Origin of the sequence: Massilia mucilaginosa, assembly GCF_011682145.1 — a bacterium.
In the GTDB taxonomy this organism is placed as follows: Bacteria; Pseudomonadota; Gammaproteobacteria; order Burkholderiales; family Burkholderiaceae_D; genus Telluria_A; species Telluria_A mucilaginosa.
Map to the genome: position 1 here is coordinate 21,845 of NZ_WHJH01000007.1, position 23,702 is coordinate 45,546.

The following is a 23,702-nucleotide window of genomic DNA, read 5'->3' on the forward strand; positions in this document are numbered from 1 at the left end:
AATCTCCGTTTCGTGTTTGTGACGCGCACTGCCTAACCTGTGATTATAACTTTCGAATGATCTTTCAACGCGCCTTGCAACGTGAATTGGCCAGTTCGGCCGGAACGACTTTCACGGTGCTGTTTTCCATCGTCGCCACCTGGACCCTGATCTCCATCCTCGGCAAAGCCGCAGGCGGAAAGGTCGGGTCGAGCGACGTGCTGGCGTTGATCGCCTTCGCAACGCTGAATTATCTGCCAACTATCCTGACTCTCACCAGCTTTATTTCGGTACTGGCGGTCGTCACGCGCAGCTACCGCGACTCCGAGATGGTGGTCTGGTTCGCGTCCGGCCTGTCGCTCACGCGCTGGATCCGGCCCATCCTCACCTTCGGTATTCCGATGATGATCCTGACCGGCACCCTGAGCCTGTTCGTGACCCCGTGGGCCAAGATGAAAAGCACCGAATTCGTGCAGCGCTTCGAAAAACGCGAAGACCTCAAAAAGGTCTCGCCCGGCCAGTTCAAGGAATCGTCGTCGAGCAACCGCGTGTTCTTCGTCGAAGGTGTCACCGGCGAATCGACCGTGGTGCAGAATGTGTTCGTCAACACGGTCGAAAAGAACGTCAACTCCGTCATCGTCGCCAAGGAAGGCGTGATCGAGTCGGACGGCAAGGGCGGCCAGTTCCTGGTGCTCAAGAATGGCCGGCGCTACCAGGGCGTGCCGGGCCAGGCCGATTTTCAATCGATGGAGTTCGGCCGCTACAGCATGCGCGTGGCCAGCAAGAACACGACGATGGATGGCGACATCTCGTCGGACGCCATGTCCACCCAGGAGCTGCTCGCAACCCCGAACCGCTTCACCCAGTCCGAACTGCTGTACCGCATCGCCGCGCCGATTACCTGCCTGCTCCTGATCCTGCTGGCCATTCCGCTCGGTTTTGTCAATCCGCGCGCCGGCAGCGCGGCCAACCTGATCATCGCGCTGCTGATCTTCTTCACCTACATTAACCTGACCAAGCTGGCCGAGGCCAATGTCCGCCAGGGCAAATCGGACTTCCACATGGCCTGGTGGCCGCTGCATCTGTTCGTCGCGGTCCTCATCGTGATCATGTTCGCCTGGCGCCTGAACGTCAACCACCGTTACCACCCGCTGGTGCTGTGGGCGGCGATGAAGCGCGGCCGGCTCGATCATGCCGCCCCGGCGGGAGGCGCCAAATGAAGGTCCTTCAACGCTATTTCGCGATCTCGATCGCGCAGGCCGTCGCCTTCGTGCTGGTCGCCTTCCTGGCGCTGAGCGCTTTCATGGACCTGACCGGCGAACTGCCGTCGGTGGGCAAGGAAGGCTACGCAATCCAGCATGCCTTTTTGTATGTGCTGCTGCGCGTGCCGTTCCACGTGTACGAGGTGATGCCGGTGGCGACCCTGATCGGCACCATCTATACGATGGCGCAGTTCGCGTCGAGCTCCGAGTTCACCATCATGCGGGCGTCGAGCATGTCGACCCAGATGGCGGCGTGGATGCTGTTCAAGATCGGCTTCGTGTTCGTCATCATCACCTTCGTGTTCGGCGAGCTGATTGCGCCGCGCACCGCGCCGCTGGCCGAAAAACTCAAACTGAGCGCGCGCGGCGCCACCGTGTCGCAGGAGTTCCGCTCCGGGATGTGGACCAAGGATATCGTGCGCAGCGAAGGCACCAAGGGCGTCGTTACCGGCTCGCGCTTTTTCAATGTGCGCCAGTTCCGCACCGACGGCCAGATGCTCGATGTGCGGCTGTACGAGTTCGATACCAACTTCCGCATGCGTTCCCTGATCACCGCGGCGCGCGCCGTCTTCACCGGCAACAGCACCTGGCGCCTGGAAGACGTGACCGAGACGCGCTTTACCAACACGCGCGAGCTGCCGCCACCGGGCGGCAAACCGGAAGCCGGCGCCCAAGCGCTGGGCACCTACGGCCAGGAGACCAGCATGGTCGCCACGCGCAAGCTGCCGAGCATGGACCTGGTGTCCGAGATCACGCCAAAAATCATCTCGGTATCGGCGTCCGATCCGGTGCGCATGTCGGCCACCGAACTGGCGATCTACACGCGCCACCTGGCCGAGAACAAGCAGGAGACCGAGCGCTTCAAGATCGCGTTCTGGAAAAAGCTGTTCGACCCGCTGGCCATTTTCGTGCTGATGGCGCTGGCGCTGCCGTTCGCCTATCTGCACACCCGCAGCGGCGGCGTGAGCCTGAAGATCTTCATCGGCATCATGATCGGTGTCGGCTTCATCCTGATCAATAACCTGTTCGCGCACGTCGGGCTGCTCAGTTCCATGCCTGCCGTCCTGACGGCGATCGCCCCGAGTTTGCTATTCCTGCTATTGGCCCTTGCGGCGCTATGGTGGGTGGAAAGACACTGATGACCCGCGCCCTGATCCTGTTTGCCCACGGCGCCCGCGCCGCCACCTGGGCCGCGCCGTTCGAGCGCCTGCGCGAGCTCACGCAGGCGCGCGTGCCCGAGGTGCCGGTCTCGCTGGCGTTCCTGGAATTGATGGAGCCGCGCCTGCCCGAGCGCGTGGCCGAACTGGCCGCGCAGGGCGTGACGGCGCTGACGGTGGTGCCGGTGTTTCTGGGGCAGGGCGGGCACTTGCTGCGCGACCTGCCGCTGATCGTCGAGGAACTGCGGCGCGATCATCCGGGCATGGACATCACCGTCTCCGGCGCGGTCGGGGAAGACGCCAGCGTGCTGGCGGCGATGACCGATTTCTGCGTGGCGCAGCTGTAAAGAATCGTTCCTGGAGCCTGCCGAGACAGTCTCTTAACGCACCCGGCGCGTGGTCTCGCGCACCACCAGTTCGAGCGGCGGGATCTGCGCCATCACCGGTTCGCCGTTGATCAGTGCCAGCAGCGCATTGGTGGCGATGCGGCCCATGTCGTACAAGGGCTGGCGAATGGTCGTCAGCGGCGGCGTGGTGTACGACGAACCCGGCAAGTCATCGAAGCCGACCAGGGAGATATCGTCCGGCACCCGGATGCCCTTGCGGTACAGGCACAAGCGCACCCCATACGCGCTCAGGTCATTGGCCGCGAACACCGCCGTGAACTGCTGGTTGGTCTCGAACAGGTGGTTCACCGCCAGCAGGCCGCCGGATTCGTGGAAGTCGCCGCCCACCACCAGCTTGTCGTCGTATTCAAGATCGGATTCGGCCAGCGCGCGCTTGTAGCCGACCAGGCGCTCGTCGGCGTCGCGGTGATGCGATGGGCCGGTGACGAAAGCGATGCGGCGGTGTCCCAGTTCGACCAGGTGGCGCACCGCCATGAAGGCGCCGTTTTCATTATCGAGCTTGAACCCGAGCGCGCTTTTGGTGTGCATGTCGCGGCCGGTGGAGACGATCGGGCGCTGGCTGGCGAACTGCAAAATGGTATCGTCGGGCAGATGGCCGGACAGGACGATGATGCCGTCGACCTTGCGTGCCAGCAGAAGGCGGATGCGCTCCGTTTCCTCGACCGCGTTCCAGTGGCCGCTCACGATCACCGATGCGTAGCCGGTGCCCTTCAAGCCATCGTCGACACCGCGCAGGGTCTCGTCGAAAAACGGGCTCGAAATATCCTGCACCACGATCCCGATGGTCATCGAGCGCCCCTTCTTGAGGCCTTGCGCCATCTGGTTCGGCGCGAAGTGCATCTTCTCGATCGCGGCCATGACGGCGGCGCGCTTGTCGTCGGACACTTTGGCGGTACCGTTCAGGATGCGCGATACGGTGCTGGGCGAGACGCCGGCGTGACGCGCGACGTCGATCAGGGTGGAGGGCGGGGCAGCGTTGTCGTGGTCGGTCAAGGGATGGGTCCTGGTAGGGGGCGGAACGGCTGTCACCGCGAGATTACCATAACTGGAACGACCCACGAAATAAACAGCCGGCCAGAGTGTACACAGGTCCAGCCACTTTGAAAACGTTTTCAATGGCCATTCGGCGCGATAACGCTACGCAAGCCGGTTCGGTCGCGCACGATGCCTGTACCGGTAGCTTGCCCGCAACTGATGCCCGTGGGAAAATTACACGTATTTACTCCTTTGAAGCCTTATTATTGCGAGGTCAATTTATAATGCGGATTGGCATTTTTTTCCGTGGCCTTGATTCAGATTTACCTTCCCCATGAAAAAATATATCTTCGGCTTTTCCCTGTTGCTTTTCTTTTTCGGCGCGTCGACATTGCTGGACGACCTGGACAAACGCAAAGCCGAACGCCGTTACCGGGAGCAGGGCGAAGTGGCGCGGGTCATGGCGTTCAAGAATATGGAAGAACGTTCGGAGGGAAGCGAAGGACATACCGGCAAGTCGGCAAGCAAAGGCTTCGCCGTCGCCGATATCGAGTTCCGCACCCAGGGCGGCACGCGGGTGGCGGTGGCGCAGTGGCCGATCAGCAAAGAACTGCTGGAACAGATAGGCAACGGCGAGCGCATCGAGATCGAATATCTGCGCGACGACCCGCATACCATCAGGCTGCCGGGAAAGCCGTATAGAGGCTTTGGCTGGATGGGGTATATCGTGTATATCGCGCTCACGCTAAGCGGGGCGTGGCTGTTTTTCGGCCTGTTCAGAAGCAGGGCGCATCGCTGATCGCTGCCCAGGCCAGCGCGCCACTGGTGCGCTGGCCTGCAAACATGCGGTTCGGCCTGGCGCGCCGCCTAGCGCGTCCCGCCCACGAAGCGCTTGAACAGGGTCGGGCGCGACGGGCGCGGCAGCGCCTGGTCGACCACTGCCGCCCACTGCTCAGACAATTGCTGGCAGGTGGCGCGCAGCACGGGATTGAGGTCGCCGTGACTGGCCAGCGCTTTCAGATGGCGCTCGATCACCGACGCCAGCTTCAGGCACGGTCCGGCCTGCGCGGCATTGGCGCTGTAGTGGGACATCAGGTGCAGCGCGGCTGAGACCAGCAGTTCGGGCTGGGGCGGCGCGCCGGCCGGTGCGGTAACTGCGGGTCCTGCCATATCGATAGCGATAGCCATTGCGTTGCTCCTGTCAAAAAGGGGGGACTGGCTCGCGGGTGCAACGCTGGCTGGCTGGGGGGTGGTAGTTCAGGCGGTCAGGATCAGCTTGTTAAGCCGGGTGATCCGCAATTCGTAGATTTTGCCGTCATGTTCAATCTGGATTGACTTGCCCTGGCGCAGCAGTTCCTGGCTGTTAACGCGCAGCGGAAGCGCAGGTGCGACAGGCGCCGGGATCGCGCGCACGGGTTGTTGGGTGGTATTCATCGCTGCCTTTCAGTGAATGAGAACAATTCTCATTTAGATTATGGCCGATGTGTCTTCCGATTGCAAGCGATATGAGCCTATCTCAGTCGATCGGGGACGTTGGGGCGATGCAACGCATTCCTCGCTTGCCAGGCGCGCCAGCAGCGACTTTGAGCTACCGAGAGAGGCGATACGCTTCCAGACTTTGTCTTAATAGCATGGGTGTCATGCCGGTCCAACGTTTAAATGACCTTCGGAAATTGTTAGCGTCATGAAATCCGAGATGGCGCGCCACCGCATCGTTGTCGTGGCGTCCGCCATGGAACAGGTGCAGGGCGACGTGGGCGCGCACCTGGTCGAGTTCGGCCTGGAAGTGGCTGCCGTGACGCGCCAGGTGGCGTTTCAGGGTGGCCGGACTGACGCCGAACTGGACCGCGCACTGTTCCAGGGTCGGTGCGTTGCGGATGTGCTCCAGCAGATAATCGTAGAGGGCGCACAGCAGGCTGCGCTCTCTGGCGCCGGCGTGCGCCGCGTCGACAGTGCGCAGCGCCACCGCCGCCGCCATCGCATTGGCGCGCGGCCAGGGGCGGTCCAGCCAGGCCGCGTCGATCAGCATGGCGTCGAGATGACAGTGAAAACGCAGCTGCTCGCCCAGGTGCACCTCGTGCTGCTCGGTGTAGCGCGGCGGGGTGCGGTTGAAGCAGTAGCGCCACGGCAGGCGCTCGCCGCCCAGCCAGCGGCACATGGCGGTCATGGCGGTCATGTGCATCTCCACCAGGAAGCCGCGCTGCTGGCCGGCGCCGAAACTGTCGGTCCAGTACAGCACGGCGAGATCGCCATCTTCGCGAAAGCGCGGCGCCAGCAAAGGGCACAGCTGCATCTGGAAGCGCACCAGCAGGGCGATCGCCTCGCGCAGGCTGTGGGCCTGCATCAGCGCGTGGCTCAGCGCGCCGAAGTGCCCGGGCAGCATTTGCTGGCCCAGCATGAAACTGGTCTCCGGGCTTTTCAGTCCGGCCGCCACATTCGCCAGCAGTTGCAGATATTCGGTGGGGCTGATGGCTTGCTGCGCATCGGGCGCCTGCAGGTCGCCGATGCCGGTGCCGGCCAGGATCGCGCGCGGGGCCAGCTCGCGCGAACGCGCGTAGTCGAGCACCAGCGCCGGCTGGTGCTGCGCCACGATGCAGGCGTCGCCCGCTTGCAGAAGGCGGCTCAAAAGCGGCTCACGCGGGCGCGGCGAAGCTGCTCGCATCCTCCGGCGCCGGCGCCGGCTGCGGCATGCGCCGTTCCAGCGCGCGGTTGATTTCCTTGAGCAGCTGGCGCGGCTCGATATCCACATGGCGCACCGCGTAGCGCACCGTCACCTGCAGCGCCTCGCCGCTGCCGTGGGTGTGATGGCGCAAGGTGGCCACGGCGCGCCGCAACTGCTCGGCCAGCGCGCGTGCGGTGTCGCCATCGGTGGCTGGCAGCAGGATCGCGAAGCGGTCGCCCGCATAGCGGCACAGCAGGTCGGTGCGGCGCAGGTTGAGCAGCAGGGTATGGGTCACCGCCTGTAGCAGGCGGTCGCCTTCGCGCTGGCCGTGGGCGCGGTTAATCAGGTGGAAGCTGTCGATATCGACCATCAGCAGGGAGCAATCGGGCCCGGTGCCGCGTTCGTGCTCGATGCGCAGCTGCGCGCGCAGGTAGTCGGCGTCGCCCACTTGCGTGAGCGGATCGAAGGAGCGATGGTCGCGGAACAGGCGCTCGCGTTTGTGCAAGTGCTCGTTGAGCATGAATTGTTCGCGCCGCCAGTCGAGCAGGCCGCAGGTGAGGGCGGCCATGCCGGCCAGGGTCAGGCCGCTCTCGATCACATGGTTCCACAGCTGGCCTTTGGGGACGCTGAAAAATTCGTCGAGGCAGTCGGCGCAGGCGCCCAGCATCAGGCCGGCCAGGCCGGCGGCCAGCAGCGCCGTCACGCGGCCCGGGGGGCGGGAGCTCAACACCAGCACGAACCACACGCCGGCCATGAGGGCGATGCTCGCCTCACTGGCGATATCGATCCACTTCCATTCGGCTGGCGGCTTGGGCACGCCGGCGAGCGCATACAGGAAAAAGCAGGCGAGAAGGGCCAGCAAGGCCAGGACGAGCGGAGTGCGGTGTGAATGGAGCATGGGCGAAAGGCCAAAGCCTTGCATGAGGGTGATACGTTCCGATACTAGCCCGCGCGCGTGACAGGACGATGACAGGCGGGGTGCAAACAGCGCAGCGGCGCCAGTCCGATCGGCTCACCCCGCGTCCACCCCGGTGTCAGGTCTGACATTCGGACACGGCCCCGGCTGTAGATAGCCCCCCACCGGGTGTCAGGTCTGACATTCGGACACGACCCCGGCTGCAGGGAACTGCGCGATTGTCATCTGCAGATGAACTCGTGTCTGAATGTCAGACCTGACACCGGGGTGACATGACACCGGGGTGACACCGACACCGGGGTGACACCGGGGTGGCGGATCAGCTCGTGTCCGAATGTCAGACCTGACACCGGGGGGAATGTCAGACCTGACACCGGGGGAGACACCGGGGGAGACACCGGGGGAGGACAGACACCGGGGGAGGACACCGGGGGAGGACACCGGGGGAGGACACCGGGGGAGGGGGCATTTCAGCTCACCGGCTGGCGTAAAAGGCCGTATCGACCGTGGCGGCGGCCTGCGTGTCACGAGATGGACATATTCGCTCTCTAGACTTCGCCCTGTTTTTCACCCATCCAACGGCGAACCTATGAACAGCGACAAACAACAACAGCGTCAGTGCGCGGCAGCGGGCGGCTTTCCGCGCCTGTCCCTCATTGCTTTCGGAATCCTGCAACTGTGCACCGGCATCGCGCACGCGGCCGACAGCGCCGCCGGCAGCAGCGAAGCAACCGCGATCCCTTCCGATATCGTGGTCATCGCCGGCCAGCGTTCGAGCATGAAGCGCGCACTGGCGGCCCAGCAGAAGGCCGATAACATCGTCAGCATCATCAGCAGCGACGATATCGGCGGCCTGCCGGACAAGAACGCCGCCGAGGCGCTGGCCCGCCTGCCAGGCGTGGCGGTGCAGCGCGACCAGGGCGAAGGCCGCTATATCGTGGTGCGCGGCATCGGCCCCGATTACAACGCCGTCACCATCAACGGCGCGTCGGTGCCGTCGCCGGAAGCGGGCCGCCGCGCGGTCGCTCTCGACGTGCTGCCGGCCGGCCTGATTCGCTCGCTGGAAGTGTCCAAGACCCTCATGCCCGATCAGGATGCGAACTCGCTCGGCGGCTCGGTCGACGTCAAGTCGCTGTCGGCCTTCGACTTGCCCGGCACCGCGCTGTCGCTCCAGGCGGGAGCGAGCCGCGACCAGAATACCGGCAAGACCAGCCCGAACGCCGGCGCCTTGTGGGCCGAGCGCTTTTTGGACGGCAAACTGGGCGTGGCGGCCGGCATCAGCGGCGAGCGCCGCAAGTTCGGTTCCGATAACGTGGAAACCGGCGGCGCCTGGAGCGAGGGCAAGCTGTCCGGCCTCGAGATGCGCAATTACCTGCCCGAGCGCGAACGCCGCGCGCTGGCGCTCAACCTCGATTACCGCCCGCAGTCGGGCCAGTCGCTCTATCTGCGCACGTTCGTGAGCGAATTTTCGGACGATGAAGTGCGCGACCGTCTGTCGATCAGCAACGTCAAGGGCGATGAAGCGGCGCCCGATACGCCATTTACCGCCCGCGCCGAACGGCGCCTGCGCCAGCGCAAGTACACCCAGCGCATCACGTCGGCCGTGACCGGCGGCGAGGCCCGCTTCGGCGACTGGAAACTGGCCGCGTCGGGCGGCGCCAGCCGCGCCACCGAAGACACGCCCGAGAGCATCAACGACGGGCGCTTCCGCGCTTCGTCCAACGTGGCCGGCCTGCGCTTCTCCGGCACCGGCGTGCCGCGCCTGACCGGCCCTGCCAGCCTGTCCGATGCGGCCAGCTACAAGCTGCAGGGGATCACCCTGCAGGCGCGCGACAGCGCCGACGCCGAGCGCCACGTCAAGGTCGACCTGGGCCGCAGCCTGGCGCTGGGCGACGCTGCTGCCGACGTCACGGCGGACATCAAGGGCGGCGTCAAGATCAGCCGCCGCACCAAGGAAAACGACACCGAACAATGGGGCTACACCAGCAGCAAAGCCACCAGCGGCAATTACTGGGGCGCGGGCAGCGTGTCGATGAGCGGCTTCACCCAGGGTACGCTCGATTACCCGTTCGCCAACCTGGGGCCGGGCCTGAATGCTGGCGCCATCCGCGCGCGGGTGGCGCGACTCGATCGCGCTGGCGCCAGGCTCACCGAGGAATCGAACCTGGATGACTTCAGCATGGACGAGGACATCAACAGCGCCTATCTGCAGGCCGGCGCCGACATCGGCCGCTGGCGCCTGCTGGCCGGCATGCGCCACGAACGCACCAGTTTCGCCGCGCGCGGCCAGCAGGTGTCGGAAGACGGCCTGGCGCCGCTCGCCCGCAGCAAGTCGTATTCGAACTGGCTGCCGAACCTGCAGGCGCGCTTCGATATCGACAAAGATACCAGCGTGCGCGCCGCGTGGACGAATGCCGTGGTGCGGGCCAACTTCAGCCAGCTGGCGCCGGGCGTGAGCCTGGCCAGCAATACCGAAGCGGTGATCGGCAACCCGGACCTGAAACCGCTGGAAGCGTCGAACCTGGACCTGGGCATCGAGCGCATGCTCGGCGCGGACGGCGCCGTGTCGGCCTACCTGTACTCGAAGGATATCAAGAACTTCACCTACACCACCGATCTGGCGGGCAGCGGGGCGTGGGCCGGCTACACCACCGCCACCAGCTACGCCAATGGCGACAAGGCGCGCGTGCACGGGCTGGAGCTGTCGTATTCGCAGTCGCTGCGCATGCTGCCGGCGCCATGGAACGGCTTGATCGTCGGCGCCAACGCCAGCTTCAATGACGCCAGGGCGACCATCGGCCGCTTCGACAAGGCCAGCGGCGGCCAGTTGACGCGCCGGATCCGCCTGCCGGGGCAGTCGAAGCAGATCGTCAACCTGATGCTCGGCTACGAAAACGGGCCGCTCAGCACTCGCCTGGCGCTCAATCACAAGTCCTCGTACCTGCTCGAAGTGGCCGACGACATGCTCGACGCCTCGCAAGACCGCTACGTCGACGCCCAGCGCCAGGTCGATTTTTCGCTCGGCTACCAGATCAACAAGCGTGTGCAGCTGGTCTTCGAGGGCATCAACCTGAATAATGAAACCTATTACGTGTACCAGGGCAGCAAGCCGTATAACGTCCAGTACGAGCAGTACGGCCGTACCTTCAAATTGAGCCTGAAAGCGAACTTTTTCTGATATGACCATGCAAAAACACCTTACCCGCGCAGCCGCTTTGCTGTGCATCCTGGCCGGCACCGCAGTGCATTCAGCCCACGCCGCCGACCGCATCGCCCTCGATGGCGGCGGCTGGCTCTCGCTCGACAGGCAGGCCTTGCAGCTGACCGACGCCGCCGGCAAGGAGCTGGCGCGCCTGCCGATGCGCGCCAGGCAGCTCGACGTGCGCACCACCAAGGGCAGCGGCATCGCCGTGGTGCTCGATGCCGATACCCAGCACGCGCTGCCGATCCGTGTCGACGTACGGCGCGGCGAGCTGGCGCGCATGGCGCCTTTGCCGCAGCAGCCGTTCGGCCTGGAGGGCCTGTGCCTGTTTCGCGACCAGCAGGGACTGGACTTCCTGTTCGTCGCCGCCAAGGATGGCCAGGCGGAGCAGTGGCTGATGCACGGCGCCACGCCGCAGCTGGTGCGCAAACTGAGCATGCCGCTCGACGCCGGCCAATGCAAGGTGGACGACGCGCGCCACACGCTGTATGCGAACGAGGAGGGCGTCGGCACCTGGGCGTATGAGGCAAACAGCGAGGCGGCGCCGGCGCGGCGCCTGCTCAAGGCCGGTGCGCGCCTGCCGGCGGGTCCGGTGGCTTCGCCTGCGGCGGTGGTCGAGCCGCGCGCGCAGACCATGCCGGTGGCGCGCCTGGGCGACGTGGCGGACGATCCGGCGATCTGGGTGCATCCGCAGGACGCCACCCGCTCGCGCGTGCTGGGCACGAACAAGAAGCAGGGCCTGATGGTGTACGACCTGCAGGGCAGGCAGCAGCAGTTCCTGGACGTGGGCCGCCTGAATAACGTGGACCTGCGCCAGGGCGTGAACATGGATGGCAAGGCGGTCGATCTGGCGGTGGCCAGCCAGCGCGACGACAACAGCGTGGTGCTGTTCGGCTTCGACGCGGACGGCAAGGTGGCCGAGCTGACGCGCTTTGCGACCGGTTTCCCGGAGGTGTATGGCATTTGCCTGTTCCAGCCGCGCAGTGGTGGGCTGGAGGTGATCGTCAACGACAAGGGCGGGGCGTTCCGCCAGTTCCGCATCGCGCGCAGCGGCGAGGCGTGGAGCAGCAAGCTGGCACGCGAGTTCAAGGTCGACAGCCAGCCGGAAGGCTGCGTTGCCGACGACCGCAACGAGCGTTTGTTCATCGGTGAGGAAAAGCGCGGCGTGTGGACCCTGGCGGCGCGCGGCGATCAGCCGGCGACGCGCAAGATGGTGCTTGGCGTGGGCCGCGATTTGCACGCGGATGTGGAGGGGATGGCGATTTACGAAGCCGCGAAGGGCGCGTACCTGATCGTGTCGAGCCAAGGGGACAGCAGTTATGTGGTGCTCGATGCGGTCGCCCCGTACAAGGTGCGCGGGCGCTTCAAGGTGGGGTTCAACCTGGCCGAGGGGATCGATGGGACGTCCGACACCGATGGACTCGATGTGACGTCGAAGAACCTGGGCGGGCCGTATGCGCAGGGCATGCTGGTGATTCAGGATGGGTACAAACGCATGCCGGATGGGCCGCAGAACTTCAAGTATGTGAGTTGGGAGGATGTTGCGAAGGCATTGAAACTGTGAATGCTGGCGGTGGTGGCTGCGCGAACGATGGAGAGAGGGAATATGCGCTTGGTTTGTTCTGGATCAGTTACCAGCGTGTGCAGGGTTTGACTGGGCTGGCGTTTGCGCTCAAAATTTCTTGACTCTCTTTCTCTCTCCGGTACCCACCATGCTCAGCACATTCCTGAAGCTGCTGCTCCGCGAAGTTTCCCTGATCGCCCGGAACGGCCGCAATTCGCTCATCGCACTGGGCAACGAACGCCGCGCCGCCATGCGCCTCGACCGCCTGGCCGACCGCCTCGCGCGAATGGGATACAAGATCGACATGCTGCGCAAGCGCATGGAAGCGGGCCTCGACGAAGCGCTCGATGCCGACGCCAGCCTGCGCGAAGCGCTCAAGGCATTGAAGGAAGATATCCGCACGGTGCGCAGCCAGCTGTATTCGCTGACCGGCCCAGACAGCTCGCCGCGTTTGCAGCGCGCTTTCAACCGCCTGTCGGCCATCGCCGAAAAAACCTATGCCGCAGCCGACAAGCTGCAATGGGAAATCGACGCGCTGGAACCGCAGGCAGGGCCGCAACAGGCCCCCGCATGCAAGCGCTCAAGCGCTTAACTGCGCCCCGTCCAGGCGATCGCCGTCCTGCACGGTATCGATCGGCTGGCTGTCGCGCAGCGCCATGGCGTCGCCCAGCATCACCAGCACCGGGCCGTGCGCCGGCCCAAGACCGTGCGCCAGGGTGGCCAGGGTCAGGCGCATGATGCGCTGCTCCGGGCGGCTGCAATTTTCAATCACCACCACCGGCGTATCCGGCCTGCGGCCCTGGTCCAGCAGGCGCTGAGCGGTCACGATCGCTTCGCGCCCGCCCATGTACTGCACCAAGGTGTCGGTATCGGGAATGGCGGTCTGGTCTTCCAGTTCGGGCGCGGTGCTGGACGTGAAAAACGCCACGCTGCGCGCCACGCCGCGCTTGGTCAGCGGCTGTTTGCTTGCCGCCGCCGCCGCCACCGCAGTGGTAATGCCCGGCACGACCTCAACCTCGATGCCGGCTTCTTCCAGCGCGCGCAATTCTTCATCGGCGCGCCCGAACAGCATCGGGTCGCCGCCTTTCAGGCGCACCACCAGCGCGTATTTTTGCGCGCTGTCGACCAGCTGCTTGTTGATGAAGGCCTGCGCCGTGGACAACTGCCCGCAGCGCTTGCCTACGGCGATCTTCAGCGCCTGCGGACACAGTGCCAGCATCTCGTCGGTCACCAGGGCATCATGCAGCACCACGTCGGCCCGCTCCAGCAGGCGCGCGCCGCGCAGGGTGATGAGGTCCTGGGCGCCGGGGCCGGCGCCGATCAGATAGACTTTTCCGAGTGCTGACATAAAGCGTTCCTTTTGCTGGCTTCCAGAGCTGGCGCTGACTATTTACGCGTCCAGTCGGATCATACCAGCGGCAACCGTCTGGTGAGTAACTTCATCGATCAAAATGAAGGCGCCCGTTGCGCGGATGTCGGCGTAGGCGTCGGCCGCCAGCGGCTGCTGCACGGTCAGGCCGATGCGCGCGATGTCGTTCAGCTTCAACCCGTCGGCCGCGTGGCGCTCTTGCGTATTGATGTCGAGCAGGGTGTCGACGCCGGTGATCTTGGCCGAGGTCTGCTTGGTGCCATGCTTGATCCAGTATTTGCGGCGCATGTCGAGCGGCTCGTCCGACATCCAGCACACGTCCGCCTTGAGCGTCTTGAGCAGGGTCGCGGGCTGGTCGGCGCCGGCCAGCAGGTCGCCGCGCGAGATGTCCAGGTATTCATTGAGCAGCAGGGTGATCGACTGGCCCACCACTGCCGACTGGTGCGAGCCTTCCAGGGTCAGGATGTCCTTGACGGTGGCGCTCTGGCCCGAAGGCTGGACCACCAGCTTGTCGCCCACCTTGACCATGCCCGCTTCGATGCGGCCCATGTAGCCGCGGAAGTCGTTCGCTTCGTGGCCGTTGTGGCGCGCCACCAGCTGCACCGGGAAGCGGAATGGGGCCGCGTGCGATTCGTCGTAGACCGAGAGCGACTCGAGCAGCGAGATCAGGGTCGGACCCTGGTACCATTTCATTTTTTCGCTCGGCTCGACCACGTTGTCGCCGGTCAGGGCGGACAGCGGAATCGGCGTGATGTCTGTCAAGCCCAGGGTCGCGGCAAACTCCTTGTAGGCCTTGACGATGCGGTCGTACACGGCCTGGTCGTAGTTCACCAGGTCCATCTTGTTGACGGCGACGACCACGTGCTCGATCTGCAGCAGGTGGGCGATGGTCGAATGGCGCTTGGTCTGGATCAGCAGATCCACGCCGCCGTCTTCACGCAGCTTGACCTTGGAGACGTCGATCAAAATGATCACCGCGTCGGCGGTCGAGGCGCCGGTGACCATGTTGCGGGTGTACTGCTCGTGGCCCGGCGTGTCGGCGATGATGAACTTGCGCTTGGGCGTGGCGAAGTAGCGGTAGGCCACGTCGATGGTGATGCCCTGTTCGCGTTCCGCTTCCAGGCCGTCGGTCAGCAAGGACAGGTCGACCGCGTCGCCCACGGTGCGCTTGTGCTTCGAGCGCGACATCGCGTCGAGCTGGTCGGCGAAGATGCCCTTGCTGTCGAACAGCAGGCGCCCGATCAGGGTGCTTTTGCCGTCGTCGACGGAACCGGCGGTGATGAAACGCAGCAGGCCGCGTTCGGTCGGGGTGTGGTTATGATTGTCGATACGGGCGTTCATCAGAAGTATCCTGCTTTCTTGCGTTTTTCCATCGAGGCTTCGGAGGTCTGGTCGTCCATCCGGGTGGCACCGCGTTCGGTGATCTGGGTGATGGCGGTTTCGGCGATGATCGCTTCGACCGTCGATGCGCTTGAGCTAACAGGGCAGGTGCACGAAATGTCGCCCACGGTGCGGAAGCGCACCACTTGCGTTTCGACGGTTTCGCCATCGCGCGCCGGGGTCAGGTCGGTCAGCGGCACCAGCAGGCCGTTGCGCGCAATGACCTGGCGCTCGTGCGCGAAGTAGATCGGCGGCAAGGCCAGTTTTTCGCGCTGGATGTAGAGCCACACATCGAGTTCGGTCCAGTTCGAAATCGGGAACACGCGCATGTTTTCGCCCGGGTGTACGCGGGTGTTATACAGGTCCCACAGTTCCGGGCGCTGGCCCTTGGGGTCCCACTGGCCGAATTCGTCCCGGAAGGAGAAGATGCGTTCCTTGGCACGGGCTTTTTCTTCGTCACGCCGCGCGCCGCCGATGCAGGCGTCGAATTTGTGTTCGGCGATCGTCTCGAGCAAGGTCACCGCTTGCGCCGCGTTGCGCGAGTCGGTCTGCGGGTTACGCAGGCGCACGGTGCCGCGCTTGATCGAGTCTTCGACGCTGCCGACGATCAGGCGCTCGCCCAGTTCCGCCACGCGGGCGTCGCGGAAGGTGATCACTTCGGCGAAATTGTGGCCGGTGTCGATGTGCACCAGCGGGAACGGGAATTTACCCGGACGGAAGGCTTTTTCGGCAAGGCGCAGCAGCACGACCGAGTCCTTCCCGCCCGAGAACAGCAGGGCGGGGTTGGCGCATTCGGCGGCGACTTCGCGCAGGATGTGGATCGCTTCCGATTCGAGCGCATCGAGGTGGCGCGCATTGACGTCGGTCAGTACGCGCGGGGTGTCGGTCAGTGTAGTCATGGTGGCTAGGGCCTTTGTTTTTTTGTTGTGGCGTGCGAGCGTGAGCGTCACGCAGCCACGGATTTAATGCGAATCAGTTTTCCATCGACCATGTGCAGGCCGCATTCCTTGGAATCCGGGTTTTCCCACCACCAGCGGCCGGCGCGCACGTCTTCGCCCGGTTGCACCGCGCGCGTGCAGGGTGCGCAGCCGATCGAGGGGAAGCCCTGGTCGTGCAGCGCGTTGTACGGCACATTGTTATCGCGGATGTAGTTCCAGACATCGGTCTCGGACCAGTCCGCCAGCGGATTGAACTTGGCCATGCCGTGCGCGGCGTCGTCTTCCTGGATGTCGAGCTGGGCGCGCGTGCTCGATTGCGAGCGGCGCTGGCCGGTCACCCAGGCCTTGTTGCCGGCCAGGGCGCGGCCGAGCGGCTCGACCTTGCGGATGCGGCAGCACTCGCGGCGCATGTCCACGCTCTCGTAAAAGGCGTTCAGGCCGTGCTGCGACACATACGCGTCCACCGCGTCCGGCTGCGGTTTGAACAGCGCGATGTCGTAGCCATACGTGGCCTTGACCTGGTCCAGCACCGCCAGCGTTTCCGTATGCAGGCGGCCGGTTTCGAGCGAGAAGATCCCGATCGGCAGGTTCGCCTTGAGGATCAAGTCGGTCAGTACCATGTCTTCGGCGGCCAGGCTGGAGGCAAACACCGCCGGCGAATATTCGGCGGCGATGCGGGCCAGGGTGGCGCGGGTGCTGGCGACGAGGGCGGTGATGTCGGTCATGATGGGCCTCAGATGCCGTAGCCGACGTCGCTGCTGTCGATGCGCACGTCGCGTTCGTGACGGCGGAACAGCGGCGCCTTGACGTCGACCGAGGCCTGGTACACCTCGGAGAAGTCGGTCAAGCCCTTGAGCGCGTCGTGGATATTGCGGTCCGGGCGCGTGGCATAGGCGTCGAAGCCGCAGCGCTGCATCTGGAACAGCTGGTCGCGCAGCACGTCGCCGATGGCGCGCAGTTCGCCTTGATAGTCCATGCGCATGCGCAGGTTGAAGGCGGTCGAGTAGCCGCGCCCATCGGTGAACTTGGGGAAGTCGATGGCGACGACCGCGAATTTGTCCAGATCGCCCTTGAGCGATTCGGCGCGTTCGTCGGGTGCGAGCCAGACACCGATCTCGGTGCGCGATGCCAGCGCATCGCGCTGCGCCTGCCATACCGTCAGCGGCACGATGACTTTGCCTTCGGGGACCACCACCGCGTCCGGCGCGTCGGCGGCGACGCCGGCATCAAGGTCAGCGCTTGCTAAGCGCAGCACGCTCCAGTCATCGGCGACGACTGCGCGGTGTTTGATGATTTCTTTGTGCGACTCAAGCATAGTGGTCTTCTCCAACCAGTTCGCCCGCCTTGATCGGCGTGGCATACACATGTTCCTTGAACGGGGCGACACCCAGGCGCTGGGCGGTGTCGACAAAGCGTTCGTCTTCGTGGCGTTCGCGCACGTACACCTGCAGCAGGCGGTCGATCACTTCGGGCATTTGCAGCGCCGAGAAGGAAGGCCCGATGATCTTGCCGATGGCCGCGTTGTTACCCTGCGCGCCGCCGATCGAGACCTGGTACCACTCGCTGCCATCCTTGTCGACGCCCAGCACGCCGATCGAGCCGACGTGGTGGTGGCCGCAGGCGTTGATGCAGCCCGAGATATTGAGTTCAATCTCGCCGATGTCGTGCTGGTAGTCGATGTTATCGAAGCGTTCCGCAATCGCGGCGGCGATCGGGATCGACTTTGCGTTGGCCAGCGAGCAGAAGTCGCCGCCCGGGCAGCAGATGATGTCGGTCAGCAGACCGATGTTCGGCGTCGCCAGGCCGTGCGCCTTGGCTTCCTGCCACAGCGCGAACAGGGCCGACTGTTTTACGTCGGCCAGCACCAGGTTCTGCTCGTGCGTCACGCGCAGTTCGCCGAAGCTGTAGCGGTCGGCCAGGTCGGCCACGAAGTCGATCTGCGTCGCGGTGGCGTCGCCCGGCGGCACGCCGGTTTTCTTCAGCGACAGCAGCACGATGGCGTAGCCGGGCACCTTGTGCGGCTTGACGTTGCGGGTCAGCCAGTTGCCGAAGGCCTTGTTGTCGGCGTGGTCCGCACGGACGTCGATGTTTGGCAGCGTTTCGTAGGCGGCCGGCGTGAAGTAGGCCGCCACGCGCGCCATTTCTTCGTCGGTCAGGGTCGATGCGCTGTCTTTCAGGTCGATCCATTCTGCTTCGACCTGGCGCGTGAATTCTTCGGCGCCCATGGCCTTGAGCAGGATCTTGATGCGCGCCTTGTACTTGTTGTCGCGCCGGCCGTAGCTGTTATAGACGCGCATGACCGCTTCGATGTAGGTCAGCATGTAACGCCACGGCAGGAACTCGCGCACCACGCTGCCCAGGATCGGCGTGCGGCCCATGCCGCCGCCGACCATGACCTTGAAGCCGATCTCGCCTTCGTCGTTGCGCACCACGGTCAGGCCGATGTCGTGCACCGCAATCGCGGCGCGGTCTTCCACGGCGCCGTTGATCGCCACCTTGAACTTGCGCGGCAGGGCGGCAAACTCCGGATGGAAGGTACTCCACTGGCGCAGCACTTCGGCGTACGGGCGCGGGTCGATGATTTCGTCCGCCGCCACGCCGGCGTATTCGTCGGAGGTGATGTTGCGGATGCAGTTACCCGAGGTCTGGATGGCATGCATCTCGACCGAGGCCAGGTCGGTCAGGATGTCCGGCGTCTGTTCCAGCTCGATCCAGTTGAACTGGATGTTCTGGCGCGTCGTGAAGTGGCCGTAGCCGCGGTCGTACTTGCGGGCGATATGGCCGAACATGCGCATCTGGGCTGAGGAGAGCAGGCCGTACGGCACGGCGATGCGCAGCATGTAGGCGTGGCGCTGCATGTAGAGGCCATTTTGCAGGCGCAGCGGCACGAATTCGGCTTCGGTCAGCTCATCGCTGAGACGGCGCTCCACCTGGCTGCGGTATTGCGCGATGCGTTCCCTGACGATGAGGTGGTCGTATTGGTCGTAACGGTACATATGTCATCCTGAATATTTGTGTGCCGATCGGGCTTCTTGCGGGGCAAGATCGTGAGACTGTCCCCAAACTAGCCTCAATAGTAATAAACTCGTCCTTTATTCCAAAGGACTAAGAATTTATTTGCTTATATGCGTATCCGGCATAAGCATTCTTATAAAATGCTGGTAGATATTTATTTTGAGTATCTTTCCGGCCTGCGAGAACAAAAAAGCAATGAACCTCCATCAATTACGCTTCGTACGCGAAGCCGTGCGGCAGAATTACAACCTGACCGACGCGGCCAAGGCCTTGTTTACATCCCAGCCCGGGGTGTCGAAAGCGATTATCGAGCTTGAAGAAGAGCTCGGTGTTGACATTTTCACGCGCCACGGCAAGCGCATCCGCGGTTTGACCGAACCCGGCCGCCTGGTGCTGGAGTCCGTCGAACTGATCATGCAGGAGATCGACAGCCTGAAACGCATCGGCAAGGAGTACGCGGCCCAGGACAGCGGCAGCTTCACCATTGCCACCACGCACACTCAGGCCCGCTACACCTTGCCGAAAGTGGTGCAGGCCTTCATGCTCAAGTACCCGAAGGTACGCTTGTCGCTGCTGCAAGGCAACCCGCGCCAGATTGCCGAGATGGTCCAGCGCGACCAGGCCGACCTGGCCATCGCCACCGAATCGATCGCGGGCATTGACGGATTGATCACCTTGCCTTGTTATCAATGGGAACACATGGTGGTGGTGCCGCCCGACCATCCTTTGCTCAAATCCAAGGCCGTCTCGCTGGAAGAGATCGCCACCTACCCGCTGATCACCTACGACGGCGCGTTTGCCGGACGCAGCAAGATCGACCACGCTTTCGGCCTGCGCGGACTGAAACCGGACGTGCTGCTCGAAGCCATCGACGCCGATGTCATCAAAACCTATGTGGAACTTGGCATGGGTATTGGTATCATAGCGGGCATGGCCTTCGACGCCGAGCGTGACAAGAACCTGCGCGCCATTCCGGTGGGGCACTTGTTCGGGATGAACATCTCGCGCGTGGCCGTCAAGCAGGGCGCCTATCTGCGCAGCTACATCTATACCTTCATCGAATTGCTGGCGCCGACCCTCAACCGCAAGCTGGTCGAGTCGGCCATGAGTGGCACCAAAGAAACTTACGAGCTGTAAAAGCTTTCACACCAAGAAAAATATGATCACCGAACAATCTGCACAGTTTTACGCCAAGAGCGCGTCCAACCACGACCGCATCTACGACCGGCCGGAACGCAAGGACGACCTGGCCGCCATGCGCGGCCACGTGGCCGAGACCCTGCGCGGCCACACCGTGCTCGAACTCGCCTGCGGCACCGGTTACTGGACCGCCGTCATCGCCGGCACGGCCGACAAGGTGGTCGCCACCGATATCAATCCTGAAATGATCGCGCTGGGCAAGTTGCGCGCGCTTCCAGGCGACAAAGTGGAATTCAAGGTGGCGGACGCCTGGAACCTGCCGGACGATATCGGCGGCTACACGGCCGTGTTCATCGGCTTCTGGTGGTCGCACGTCAAGCGCGAAGAGCAGGAACGTTTCCTGGCGCACTTGCGCGCCAAGGTCGGGGACGACATGTTCATCGTCCTGCTCGACGACGCCTACGTGGAAGGCAGCAGCGAAACCGTGGCGCGCACCGATATGGAAGGCAATACCTACCAGATCCGCATCGCGCCCGATGGCGAGCGCTACGAGATTCCCAAGACCTATCCATCCGACAGCGCGCTGCGCAAGAAGCTGGCCTCGTCGGTGCGCGAGATCAAGATCGTGCGCCTGGAGTACTTCTGGCTGCTGACCTGCCGCCTCAAGTAAGGGGGAAGTAAGGTCAATCACCCGGGCGCGCTCGACGCGCCCAATCTGGCGCTGGACGCGATCAGCAGCATCGCGCAGCCGAGCCCGGCAAACGCCATATGCAGGCTGGTGGCGTGCGCCACGAAGCCGATCGCCGCCGGCCCCGCCAGGATGCCCGGCAACGACGAGGCCAGTACCGTGCAGAAAAACCCTCCAGTGGCGCACAGGCCGCCCAGCAACAGCACTTTTTGACCGCCCAGTTTGCTCACCACCCGGTCGCCGCTCAGGCGCCCGAGGGTCATGGCAATCGCAAACGCCGCGTAGCCAAGCCCGCCCTGGCGGGCGTCGGCGCCACCTTCGAGCGCGCGTCCTTCGGTCAGCAGCAGGGCGCTCCAGTCGAGAATGGCGCCTTCGGCCAGAAAGCACAGGAAGCACAGGCCGCCGATGAGGATCACGGCGCCGTGCGGCACCACGCACAGCGGCGCATCGCGCACCTGGGCATCGGGTTCGCGCAGCAGGCCGGACGAGGCGCCGGCCAGGACGGCGCCGACCAGCAAGGCCAGCACGATGGTGGACGCGGTCGGGTTCAAACCCAGCCACAGCAGCAGCACCATGGTGCCCGCACCCGGGAAGCCGCCCACGCTGAACAGACCGTGAAAGCCGGACATCAAGGAGCCGCCGCAGTTCTTCTGCACCGCCACCGCCTGGATGTTCATCGCCACATCGAGCGTGCCGATGGCCGCGCCGAAGGCAAACAGCACGCAGCCGAGCAGCACCGGGCTGGGCGCGAAAGCCAGGCCGGGCAGGACCAGGCAGACAATCAGGCCCGAGCACAGCACCACCGGACGCACGCCGAAACGCGCCGTCATGAAACTGGTCGACGGCATCGCCAGCAGCGATCCGGAGCCCAGGCCGACATGGCCAGGCCGGCGGCAAGAAATGCAAGGCGGGTGGAAAGGCGTTGCCGCGCTCCGGTCTCAGGCATGGTTTCTTTCGGAAAAGGGGAATGGTCAGGGTTTGGCGGCGCGCAGCACGCGCACGCCGCGCGCCGCGAAGGCATCGAACTGGCGCGCGTCGATGTCATGCTCGGCAATCAGCTTGGTCAGGCTGGCCGCCGGCAGCACCGCGTACGGGGCGGCGGTGCCGACCTTGTCGCTGGTGGTGGCGACCAGCACCGACCTGCTCAGGGCCGCAACGCGGCGCTTGAATTCGGCTTCCTCGAAATGAATGGCGCTCACGCCGGCCTGGGCATCGACGCCGCAGGCGCCCAGGATGTACAGGTCGCAGCTGATCGGTTCCAGCTCGCGCAGGGCGGTCGCGCCGATGCTGGCGCCCGTCTCGGCGTGGATGCGTCCGCCGATGACGATCAGTTCGATCAGCGGCTTGTCGACCAGCGCGGCGGCAATCGCCGGGGCATTGGTGATGACCGTCAGACGCGCCTCGCCCAGCGCCTGCGCGATCGCCAGGTTGGTCGAGCCGGCATCGATGAAGACCACGCTGCCGGGCGCGACGCACGGCGCGGCGGCGGCGGCCAGGCGCGCTTTGCGGTCGGCCTGGGCACTGCGGCGCTGGGCCGGGGTGCCGCCGGGCGCCGCCGGCAGCGGCATGCGCAAGGCGCCGCCGTAGACTTTCTGGCACAGGCCGGCGGCGGCGAGGTCGCGCAAATCGCGCCGGATGGTGTCTTCGGACACCTGCAGCCATTGCGCCAGGTCGGGCGCCAGCACCCGGCCATCGGTTTGCAGGCGTTGCAGGATGAGGGCGTGGCGTTCCTGCAAGAGGAGGGGTTCGGTCGGCATCGGGACATTCAAACAAGCATCAATGCGCAGAAATATACATGAATGCGCACAAACGTGCAATCAGGCATAAAAAAACCCCGCAGGCTGGCGGGCAGCGTGCGGGGTTTTTTGCTTCAGCTAAACGCGCCAGGGCGCGTCAGTGAATTTAGAACGAGTGACGAACGCCGACCGAGAAAGCGCTAGGATCGGAACCGGACTGGCCTTTCGTTGCATCTGGAGTAACTTGAGCGCCAGCGGAGAAGATGCCGAAGGCTGCTTTGTTGTTGTTACGGATCGATGCGTACGAGGTGTACACATTGGTGCGCTTCGACAGAGCGTACGAGTAAGCCAGCGAGAAGCCGTTGCCCTTGGCGCCGCCTTCGAGTTTGCTTTGCTGCAGGTTACCGTAGATCTTGTTGGCGCCGAAGGTGTACGACACGCCGGCATTGGCCTGCTCATACTTGTTGTTGTTACCGGTTGGGTTGGCAACCATGTAGTTAGCACGCACTTCGACTGCGCCAGCGGTGAAGCCTGCGCCGACGATCATTTCCTTGTCGTCGCCCGAAGCCAGACGCTCGATCTGGTGGTAACCGGCACCGACGTAGATGTTGTTGGCTTTGTATTCAAGAGCCAGACCCATCAGATCCAGCGAAGGACCGACCAGGGTTTCGCCCAGGCCATAGCCGGCGCTGACGATCACGCCGCCCATCGAGTTCGATTTGTAGTTGACCGAGTTGCTGATGCGACGGGTCAGACGGTTTGCGCCGAAGGAATTCAAGTTGGTGCCGTAGAAACCCTGGCCGTTGATATCGCTTGCGTTAGCGACGTCAGCGATCGGGGTGTACTCGCGACCGATCATGACGGTGCCGAAGCCACCTTTCAGACCAACCACCGAGCGGCGGCCGAACAGGCTCGAATCGCCCATGCCGGTGTCGAGTGCGACGCCAGCTTCCAGATTGAACACAGCGCTCAGGCCATTGCCCAGATCTTCAACGCCACGGAAACCTACACGGCTGGTCGACTGGTTGCCCGAGTTGACGACCGTACGGCTCCCGCCTTTGGCGCCCGTGTCTTCTTTCGCCAGCGCCGCATCAGCCACACCGTAGATCGTGACGCTCGATTGAGCGGAAGCGCACAGAGGAATCGCAGCGGCCAGGACAGCGGCCATCAGTTTGCATTGCATATAAATCTCCAAAAAGTTGCACAGATAAGGGTCGATTAACCAGGGATGCTCTTAATCGGACGTAATTATAGCTTCCACGTATGTCAAATCCATGACAAAGTGAACTGTGGCGAGAATGAGACAGTCTGG

23 protein-coding genes are annotated in these 23,702 nt (G+C 64.1%); 9 read left to right on the forward strand and 14 right to left on the reverse strand.

What is annotated here, in order from left to right; translation table 11 throughout:
* Positions 1-56: 56 nt before the first annotated feature.
* Genes lptF through F2P45_RS08740 form a run of 3 tightly spaced genes read left to right on the forward strand, consistent with a single transcriptional unit; the run spans position 57 to position 2,745 of the window.
* Positions 57-1,199 (forward strand): LPS export ABC transporter permease LptF, encoded by a 1,143-nt coding sequence (lptF, locus tag F2P45_RS08730; RefSeq protein WP_166872952.1) that lies wholly within the window; start codon positions 57-59, stop codon positions 1,197-1,199.
* The gene (gene lptG / locus F2P45_RS08735) at positions 1,196-2,380 is read left to right on the forward strand and encodes an LPS export ABC transporter permease LptG (RefSeq protein WP_166872955.1); all 1,185 of its coding nucleotides are present in this window, start codon (positions 1,196-1,198) and stop codon (positions 2,378-2,380) included. The genes lptF and lptG overlap by 4 nt, the downstream gene beginning before the upstream one ends.
* Complete coding sequence (locus F2P45_RS08740) at positions 2,380-2,745, forward strand: sirohydrochlorin chelatase (protein ID WP_166872958.1); 366 nt, start codon at positions 2,380-2,382, stop codon at positions 2,743-2,745. The genes lptG and F2P45_RS08740 overlap by 1 nt, the downstream gene beginning before the upstream one ends.
* A gap of 33 nt (positions 2,746-2,778) precedes the next feature.
* Here F2P45_RS08740 and F2P45_RS08745 read toward each other — a convergent pair whose 3' ends face one another.
* Entirely contained in the window at positions 2,779-3,798 is a 1,020-nt protein-coding gene (locus tag F2P45_RS08745) for a LacI family DNA-binding transcriptional regulator (RefSeq protein ID WP_188130123.1), read from the reverse strand.
* A gap of 316 nt (positions 3,799-4,114) precedes the next feature.
* Here F2P45_RS08745 and F2P45_RS08750 point away from each other — a divergent pair, with 316 nt between their 5' ends.
* Positions 4,115-4,579 (forward strand): hypothetical protein, encoded by a 465-nt coding sequence (locus F2P45_RS08750; RefSeq protein ID WP_166872961.1) that lies wholly within the window; start codon positions 4,115-4,117, stop codon positions 4,577-4,579.
* Positions 4,580-4,647: 68 nt separating this feature from the next.
* Here F2P45_RS08750 and F2P45_RS08755 read toward each other — a convergent pair whose 3' ends face one another.
* The 4 genes from F2P45_RS08755 to F2P45_RS08770 form a co-directional block, all read right to left on the reverse strand.
* Complete coding sequence (locus F2P45_RS08755) at positions 4,648-4,962, reverse strand: hypothetical protein (protein ID WP_370663228.1); 315 nt, start codon at positions 4,960-4,962, stop codon at positions 4,648-4,650.
* Positions 4,963-5,037: 75 nt separating this feature from the next.
* Positions 5,038-5,214 (reverse strand): hemin uptake protein HemP, encoded by a 177-nt coding sequence (gene hemP / locus F2P45_RS08760; RefSeq protein ID WP_166872965.1) that lies wholly within the window; start codon positions 5,212-5,214, stop codon positions 5,038-5,040.
* A 154-nt stretch (positions 5,215-5,368) separates the two neighbouring features.
* Positions 5,369-6,406 carry an AraC family transcriptional regulator gene (locus F2P45_RS08765; protein WP_229504981.1) on the reverse strand — a complete coding sequence of 346 codons (1,038 nt, stop codon included), beginning with the start codon at positions 6,404-6,406 and terminating at the stop codon, positions 5,369-5,371.
* A 7-nt stretch (positions 6,407-6,413) separates the two neighbouring features.
* Complete coding sequence (locus tag F2P45_RS08770) at positions 6,414-7,340, reverse strand: diguanylate cyclase domain-containing protein (RefSeq protein WP_166872971.1); 927 nt, start codon at positions 7,338-7,340, stop codon at positions 6,414-6,416.
* Positions 7,341-7,947: 607 nt separating this feature from the next.
* Here F2P45_RS08770 and F2P45_RS08775 point away from each other — a divergent pair.
* From F2P45_RS08775 to F2P45_RS08785, 3 genes are all read left to right on the forward strand, one after another.
* The gene (locus tag F2P45_RS08775; RefSeq protein ID WP_166872974.1) at positions 7,948-10,536 is read left to right on the forward strand and encodes a TonB-dependent receptor; all 2,589 of its coding nucleotides are present in this window, start codon (positions 7,948-7,950) and stop codon (positions 10,534-10,536) included.
* A gap of 7 nt (positions 10,537-10,543) precedes the next feature.
* Positions 10,544-12,124, forward strand: coding sequence for a phytase (locus F2P45_RS08780; protein WP_166872978.1), 1,581 nt, complete (start codon positions 10,544-10,546; stop codon positions 12,122-12,124).
* A 148-nt stretch (positions 12,125-12,272) separates the two neighbouring features.
* Positions 12,273-12,716, forward strand: coding sequence for a hypothetical protein (locus tag F2P45_RS08785; protein WP_166872981.1), 444 nt, complete (start codon positions 12,273-12,275; stop codon positions 12,714-12,716).
* Here F2P45_RS08785 and cobA read toward each other — a convergent pair.
* Genes cobA through F2P45_RS08815 form a run of 6 tightly spaced genes read right to left on the reverse strand, consistent with a single transcriptional unit; the run spans position 12,705 to position 18,807 of the window.
* Positions 12,705-13,472 (reverse strand): uroporphyrinogen-III C-methyltransferase, encoded by a 768-nt coding sequence (cobA, locus tag F2P45_RS08790; protein ID WP_166872984.1) that lies wholly within the window; start codon positions 13,470-13,472, stop codon positions 12,705-12,707. The genes F2P45_RS08785 and cobA overlap by 12 nt on opposite strands.
* Positions 13,473-13,514: 42 nt before the next feature.
* Entirely contained in the window at positions 13,515-14,834 is a 1,320-nt protein-coding gene (locus tag F2P45_RS08795; protein ID WP_166872987.1) for a sulfate adenylyltransferase subunit 1, read from the reverse strand.
* On the reverse strand, positions 14,834-15,772 hold the full coding sequence (cysD, locus tag F2P45_RS08800; protein ID WP_166872990.1) for a sulfate adenylyltransferase subunit CysD: 939 nt from the start codon (positions 15,770-15,772) through the stop codon (positions 14,834-14,836). Before cysD ends, F2P45_RS08795 begins: the two co-directional genes overlap by 1 nt.
* Before the next feature lie 47 nt (positions 15,773-15,819).
* Positions 15,820-16,536, reverse strand: coding sequence for a phosphoadenylyl-sulfate reductase (locus F2P45_RS08805; RefSeq protein ID WP_166872993.1), 717 nt, complete (start codon positions 16,534-16,536; stop codon positions 15,820-15,822).
* A gap of 8 nt (positions 16,537-16,544) precedes the next feature.
* Positions 16,545-17,126 (reverse strand): DUF934 domain-containing protein, encoded by a 582-nt coding sequence (locus F2P45_RS08810; protein ID WP_166872995.1) that lies wholly within the window; start codon positions 17,124-17,126, stop codon positions 16,545-16,547.
* On the reverse strand, positions 17,119-18,807 hold the full coding sequence (locus tag F2P45_RS08815) for a nitrite/sulfite reductase (protein WP_166872998.1): 1,689 nt from the start codon (positions 18,805-18,807) through the stop codon (positions 17,119-17,121). Before F2P45_RS08815 ends, F2P45_RS08810 begins: the two co-directional genes overlap by 8 nt.
* A gap of 214 nt (positions 18,808-19,021) precedes the next feature.
* Here F2P45_RS08815 and F2P45_RS08820 point away from each other — a divergent pair, with 214 nt between their 5' ends.
* Positions 19,022-19,963 (forward strand): CysB family HTH-type transcriptional regulator, encoded by a 942-nt coding sequence (locus F2P45_RS08820; RefSeq protein WP_099881478.1) that lies wholly within the window; start codon positions 19,022-19,024, stop codon positions 19,961-19,963.
* A gap of 22 nt (positions 19,964-19,985) precedes the next feature.
* Complete coding sequence (locus tag F2P45_RS08825; RefSeq protein ID WP_166873003.1) at positions 19,986-20,636, forward strand: class I SAM-dependent methyltransferase; 651 nt, start codon at positions 19,986-19,988, stop codon at positions 20,634-20,636.
* 17 nt (positions 20,637-20,653) lie between these two features.
* On the opposite strand, the gene F2P45_RS08830 is transcribed toward F2P45_RS08825, so the two are convergent.
* The 3 genes from F2P45_RS08830 to F2P45_RS08840 all read right to left on the reverse strand — a co-directional run bounded on the left by F2P45_RS08830 (position 20,654) and on the right by F2P45_RS08840 (position 23,573).
* The gene (locus F2P45_RS08830; RefSeq protein ID WP_229504982.1) at positions 20,654-21,502 is read right to left on the reverse strand and encodes an MFS transporter; all 849 of its coding nucleotides are present in this window, start codon (positions 21,500-21,502) and stop codon (positions 20,654-20,656) included.
* Positions 21,503-21,625: 123 nt separating this feature from the next.
* Complete coding sequence (locus F2P45_RS08835; RefSeq protein ID WP_166873006.1) at positions 21,626-22,411, reverse strand: DeoR/GlpR family DNA-binding transcription regulator; 786 nt, start codon at positions 22,409-22,411, stop codon at positions 21,626-21,628.
* Between the two features lie 145 nt (positions 22,412-22,556).
* Positions 22,557-23,573, reverse strand: coding sequence for a porin (locus F2P45_RS08840; protein ID WP_166873009.1), 1,017 nt, complete (start codon positions 23,571-23,573; stop codon positions 22,557-22,559).
* Positions 23,574-23,702 lie beyond the last annotated feature (129 nt).

What these genes read in the sequence shown, in the direction of transcription:
- lptF (WP_166872952.1), top strand. Translation starts at nt 57, where the DNA reads ATGATCTTTCAACGCGCCTTGCAACGTGAATTGGCCAGTTCGGCCGGA.
- lptG (WP_166872955.1), top strand. Translation starts at nt 1,196, where the DNA reads ATGAAGGTCCTTCAACGCTATTTCGCGATCTCGATCGCGCAGGCCGTC.
- F2P45_RS08740 (WP_166872958.1), top strand. Translation starts at nt 2,380, where the DNA reads ATGACCCGCGCCCTGATCCTGTTTGCCCACGGCGCCCGCGCCGCCACC.
- F2P45_RS08750 (WP_166872961.1), top strand. Translation starts at nt 4,115, where the DNA reads ATGAAAAAATATATCTTCGGCTTTTCCCTGTTGCTTTTCTTTTTCGGC.
- hemP (WP_166872965.1), bottom strand. Translation starts at nt 5,214, where the DNA reads ATGAATACCACCCAACAACCCGTGCGCGCGATCCCGGCGCCTGTCGCA.
- F2P45_RS08770 (WP_166872971.1), bottom strand. Translation starts at nt 7,340, where the DNA reads ATGCTCCATTCACACCGCACTCCGCTCGTCCTGGCCTTGCTGGCCCTT.
- F2P45_RS08775 (WP_166872974.1), top strand. Translation starts at nt 7,948, where the DNA reads ATGAACAGCGACAAACAACAACAGCGTCAGTGCGCGGCAGCGGGCGGC.
- F2P45_RS08780 (WP_166872978.1), top strand. Translation starts at nt 10,544, where the DNA reads ATGCAAAAACACCTTACCCGCGCAGCCGCTTTGCTGTGCATCCTGGCC.
- F2P45_RS08785 (WP_166872981.1), top strand. Translation starts at nt 12,273, where the DNA reads ATGCTCAGCACATTCCTGAAGCTGCTGCTCCGCGAAGTTTCCCTGATC.
- cobA (WP_166872984.1), bottom strand. Translation starts at nt 13,472, where the DNA reads ATGTCAGCACTCGGAAAAGTCTATCTGATCGGCGCCGGCCCCGGCGCC.
- F2P45_RS08795 (WP_166872987.1), bottom strand. Translation starts at nt 14,834, where the DNA reads ATGAACGCCCGTATCGACAATCATAACCACACCCCGACCGAACGCGGC.
- cysD (WP_166872990.1), bottom strand. Translation starts at nt 15,772, where the DNA reads ATGACTACACTGACCGACACCCCGCGCGTACTGACCGACGTCAATGCG.
- F2P45_RS08805 (WP_166872993.1), bottom strand. Translation starts at nt 16,536, where the DNA reads ATGACCGACATCACCGCCCTCGTCGCCAGCACCCGCGCCACCCTGGCC.
- F2P45_RS08810 (WP_166872995.1), bottom strand. Translation starts at nt 17,126, where the DNA reads ATGCTTGAGTCGCACAAAGAAATCATCAAACACCGCGCAGTCGTCGCC.
- F2P45_RS08815 (WP_166872998.1), bottom strand. Translation starts at nt 18,807, where the DNA reads ATGTACCGTTACGACCAATACGACCACCTCATCGTCAGGGAACGCATC.
- F2P45_RS08820 (WP_099881478.1), top strand. Translation starts at nt 19,022, where the DNA reads ATGAACCTCCATCAATTACGCTTCGTACGCGAAGCCGTGCGGCAGAAT.
- F2P45_RS08825 (WP_166873003.1), top strand. Translation starts at nt 19,986, where the DNA reads ATGATCACCGAACAATCTGCACAGTTTTACGCCAAGAGCGCGTCCAAC.
- F2P45_RS08830 (WP_229504982.1), bottom strand. Translation starts at nt 21,502, where the DNA reads ATGCCGTCGACCAGTTTCATGACGGCGCGTTTCGGCGTGCGTCCGGTG.
- F2P45_RS08835 (WP_166873006.1), bottom strand. Translation starts at nt 22,411, where the DNA reads ATGCCGACCGAACCCCTCCTCTTGCAGGAACGCCACGCCCTCATCCTG.
- F2P45_RS08840 (WP_166873009.1), bottom strand. Translation starts at nt 23,573, where the DNA reads ATGCAATGCAAACTGATGGCCGCTGTCCTGGCCGCTGCGATTCCTCTG.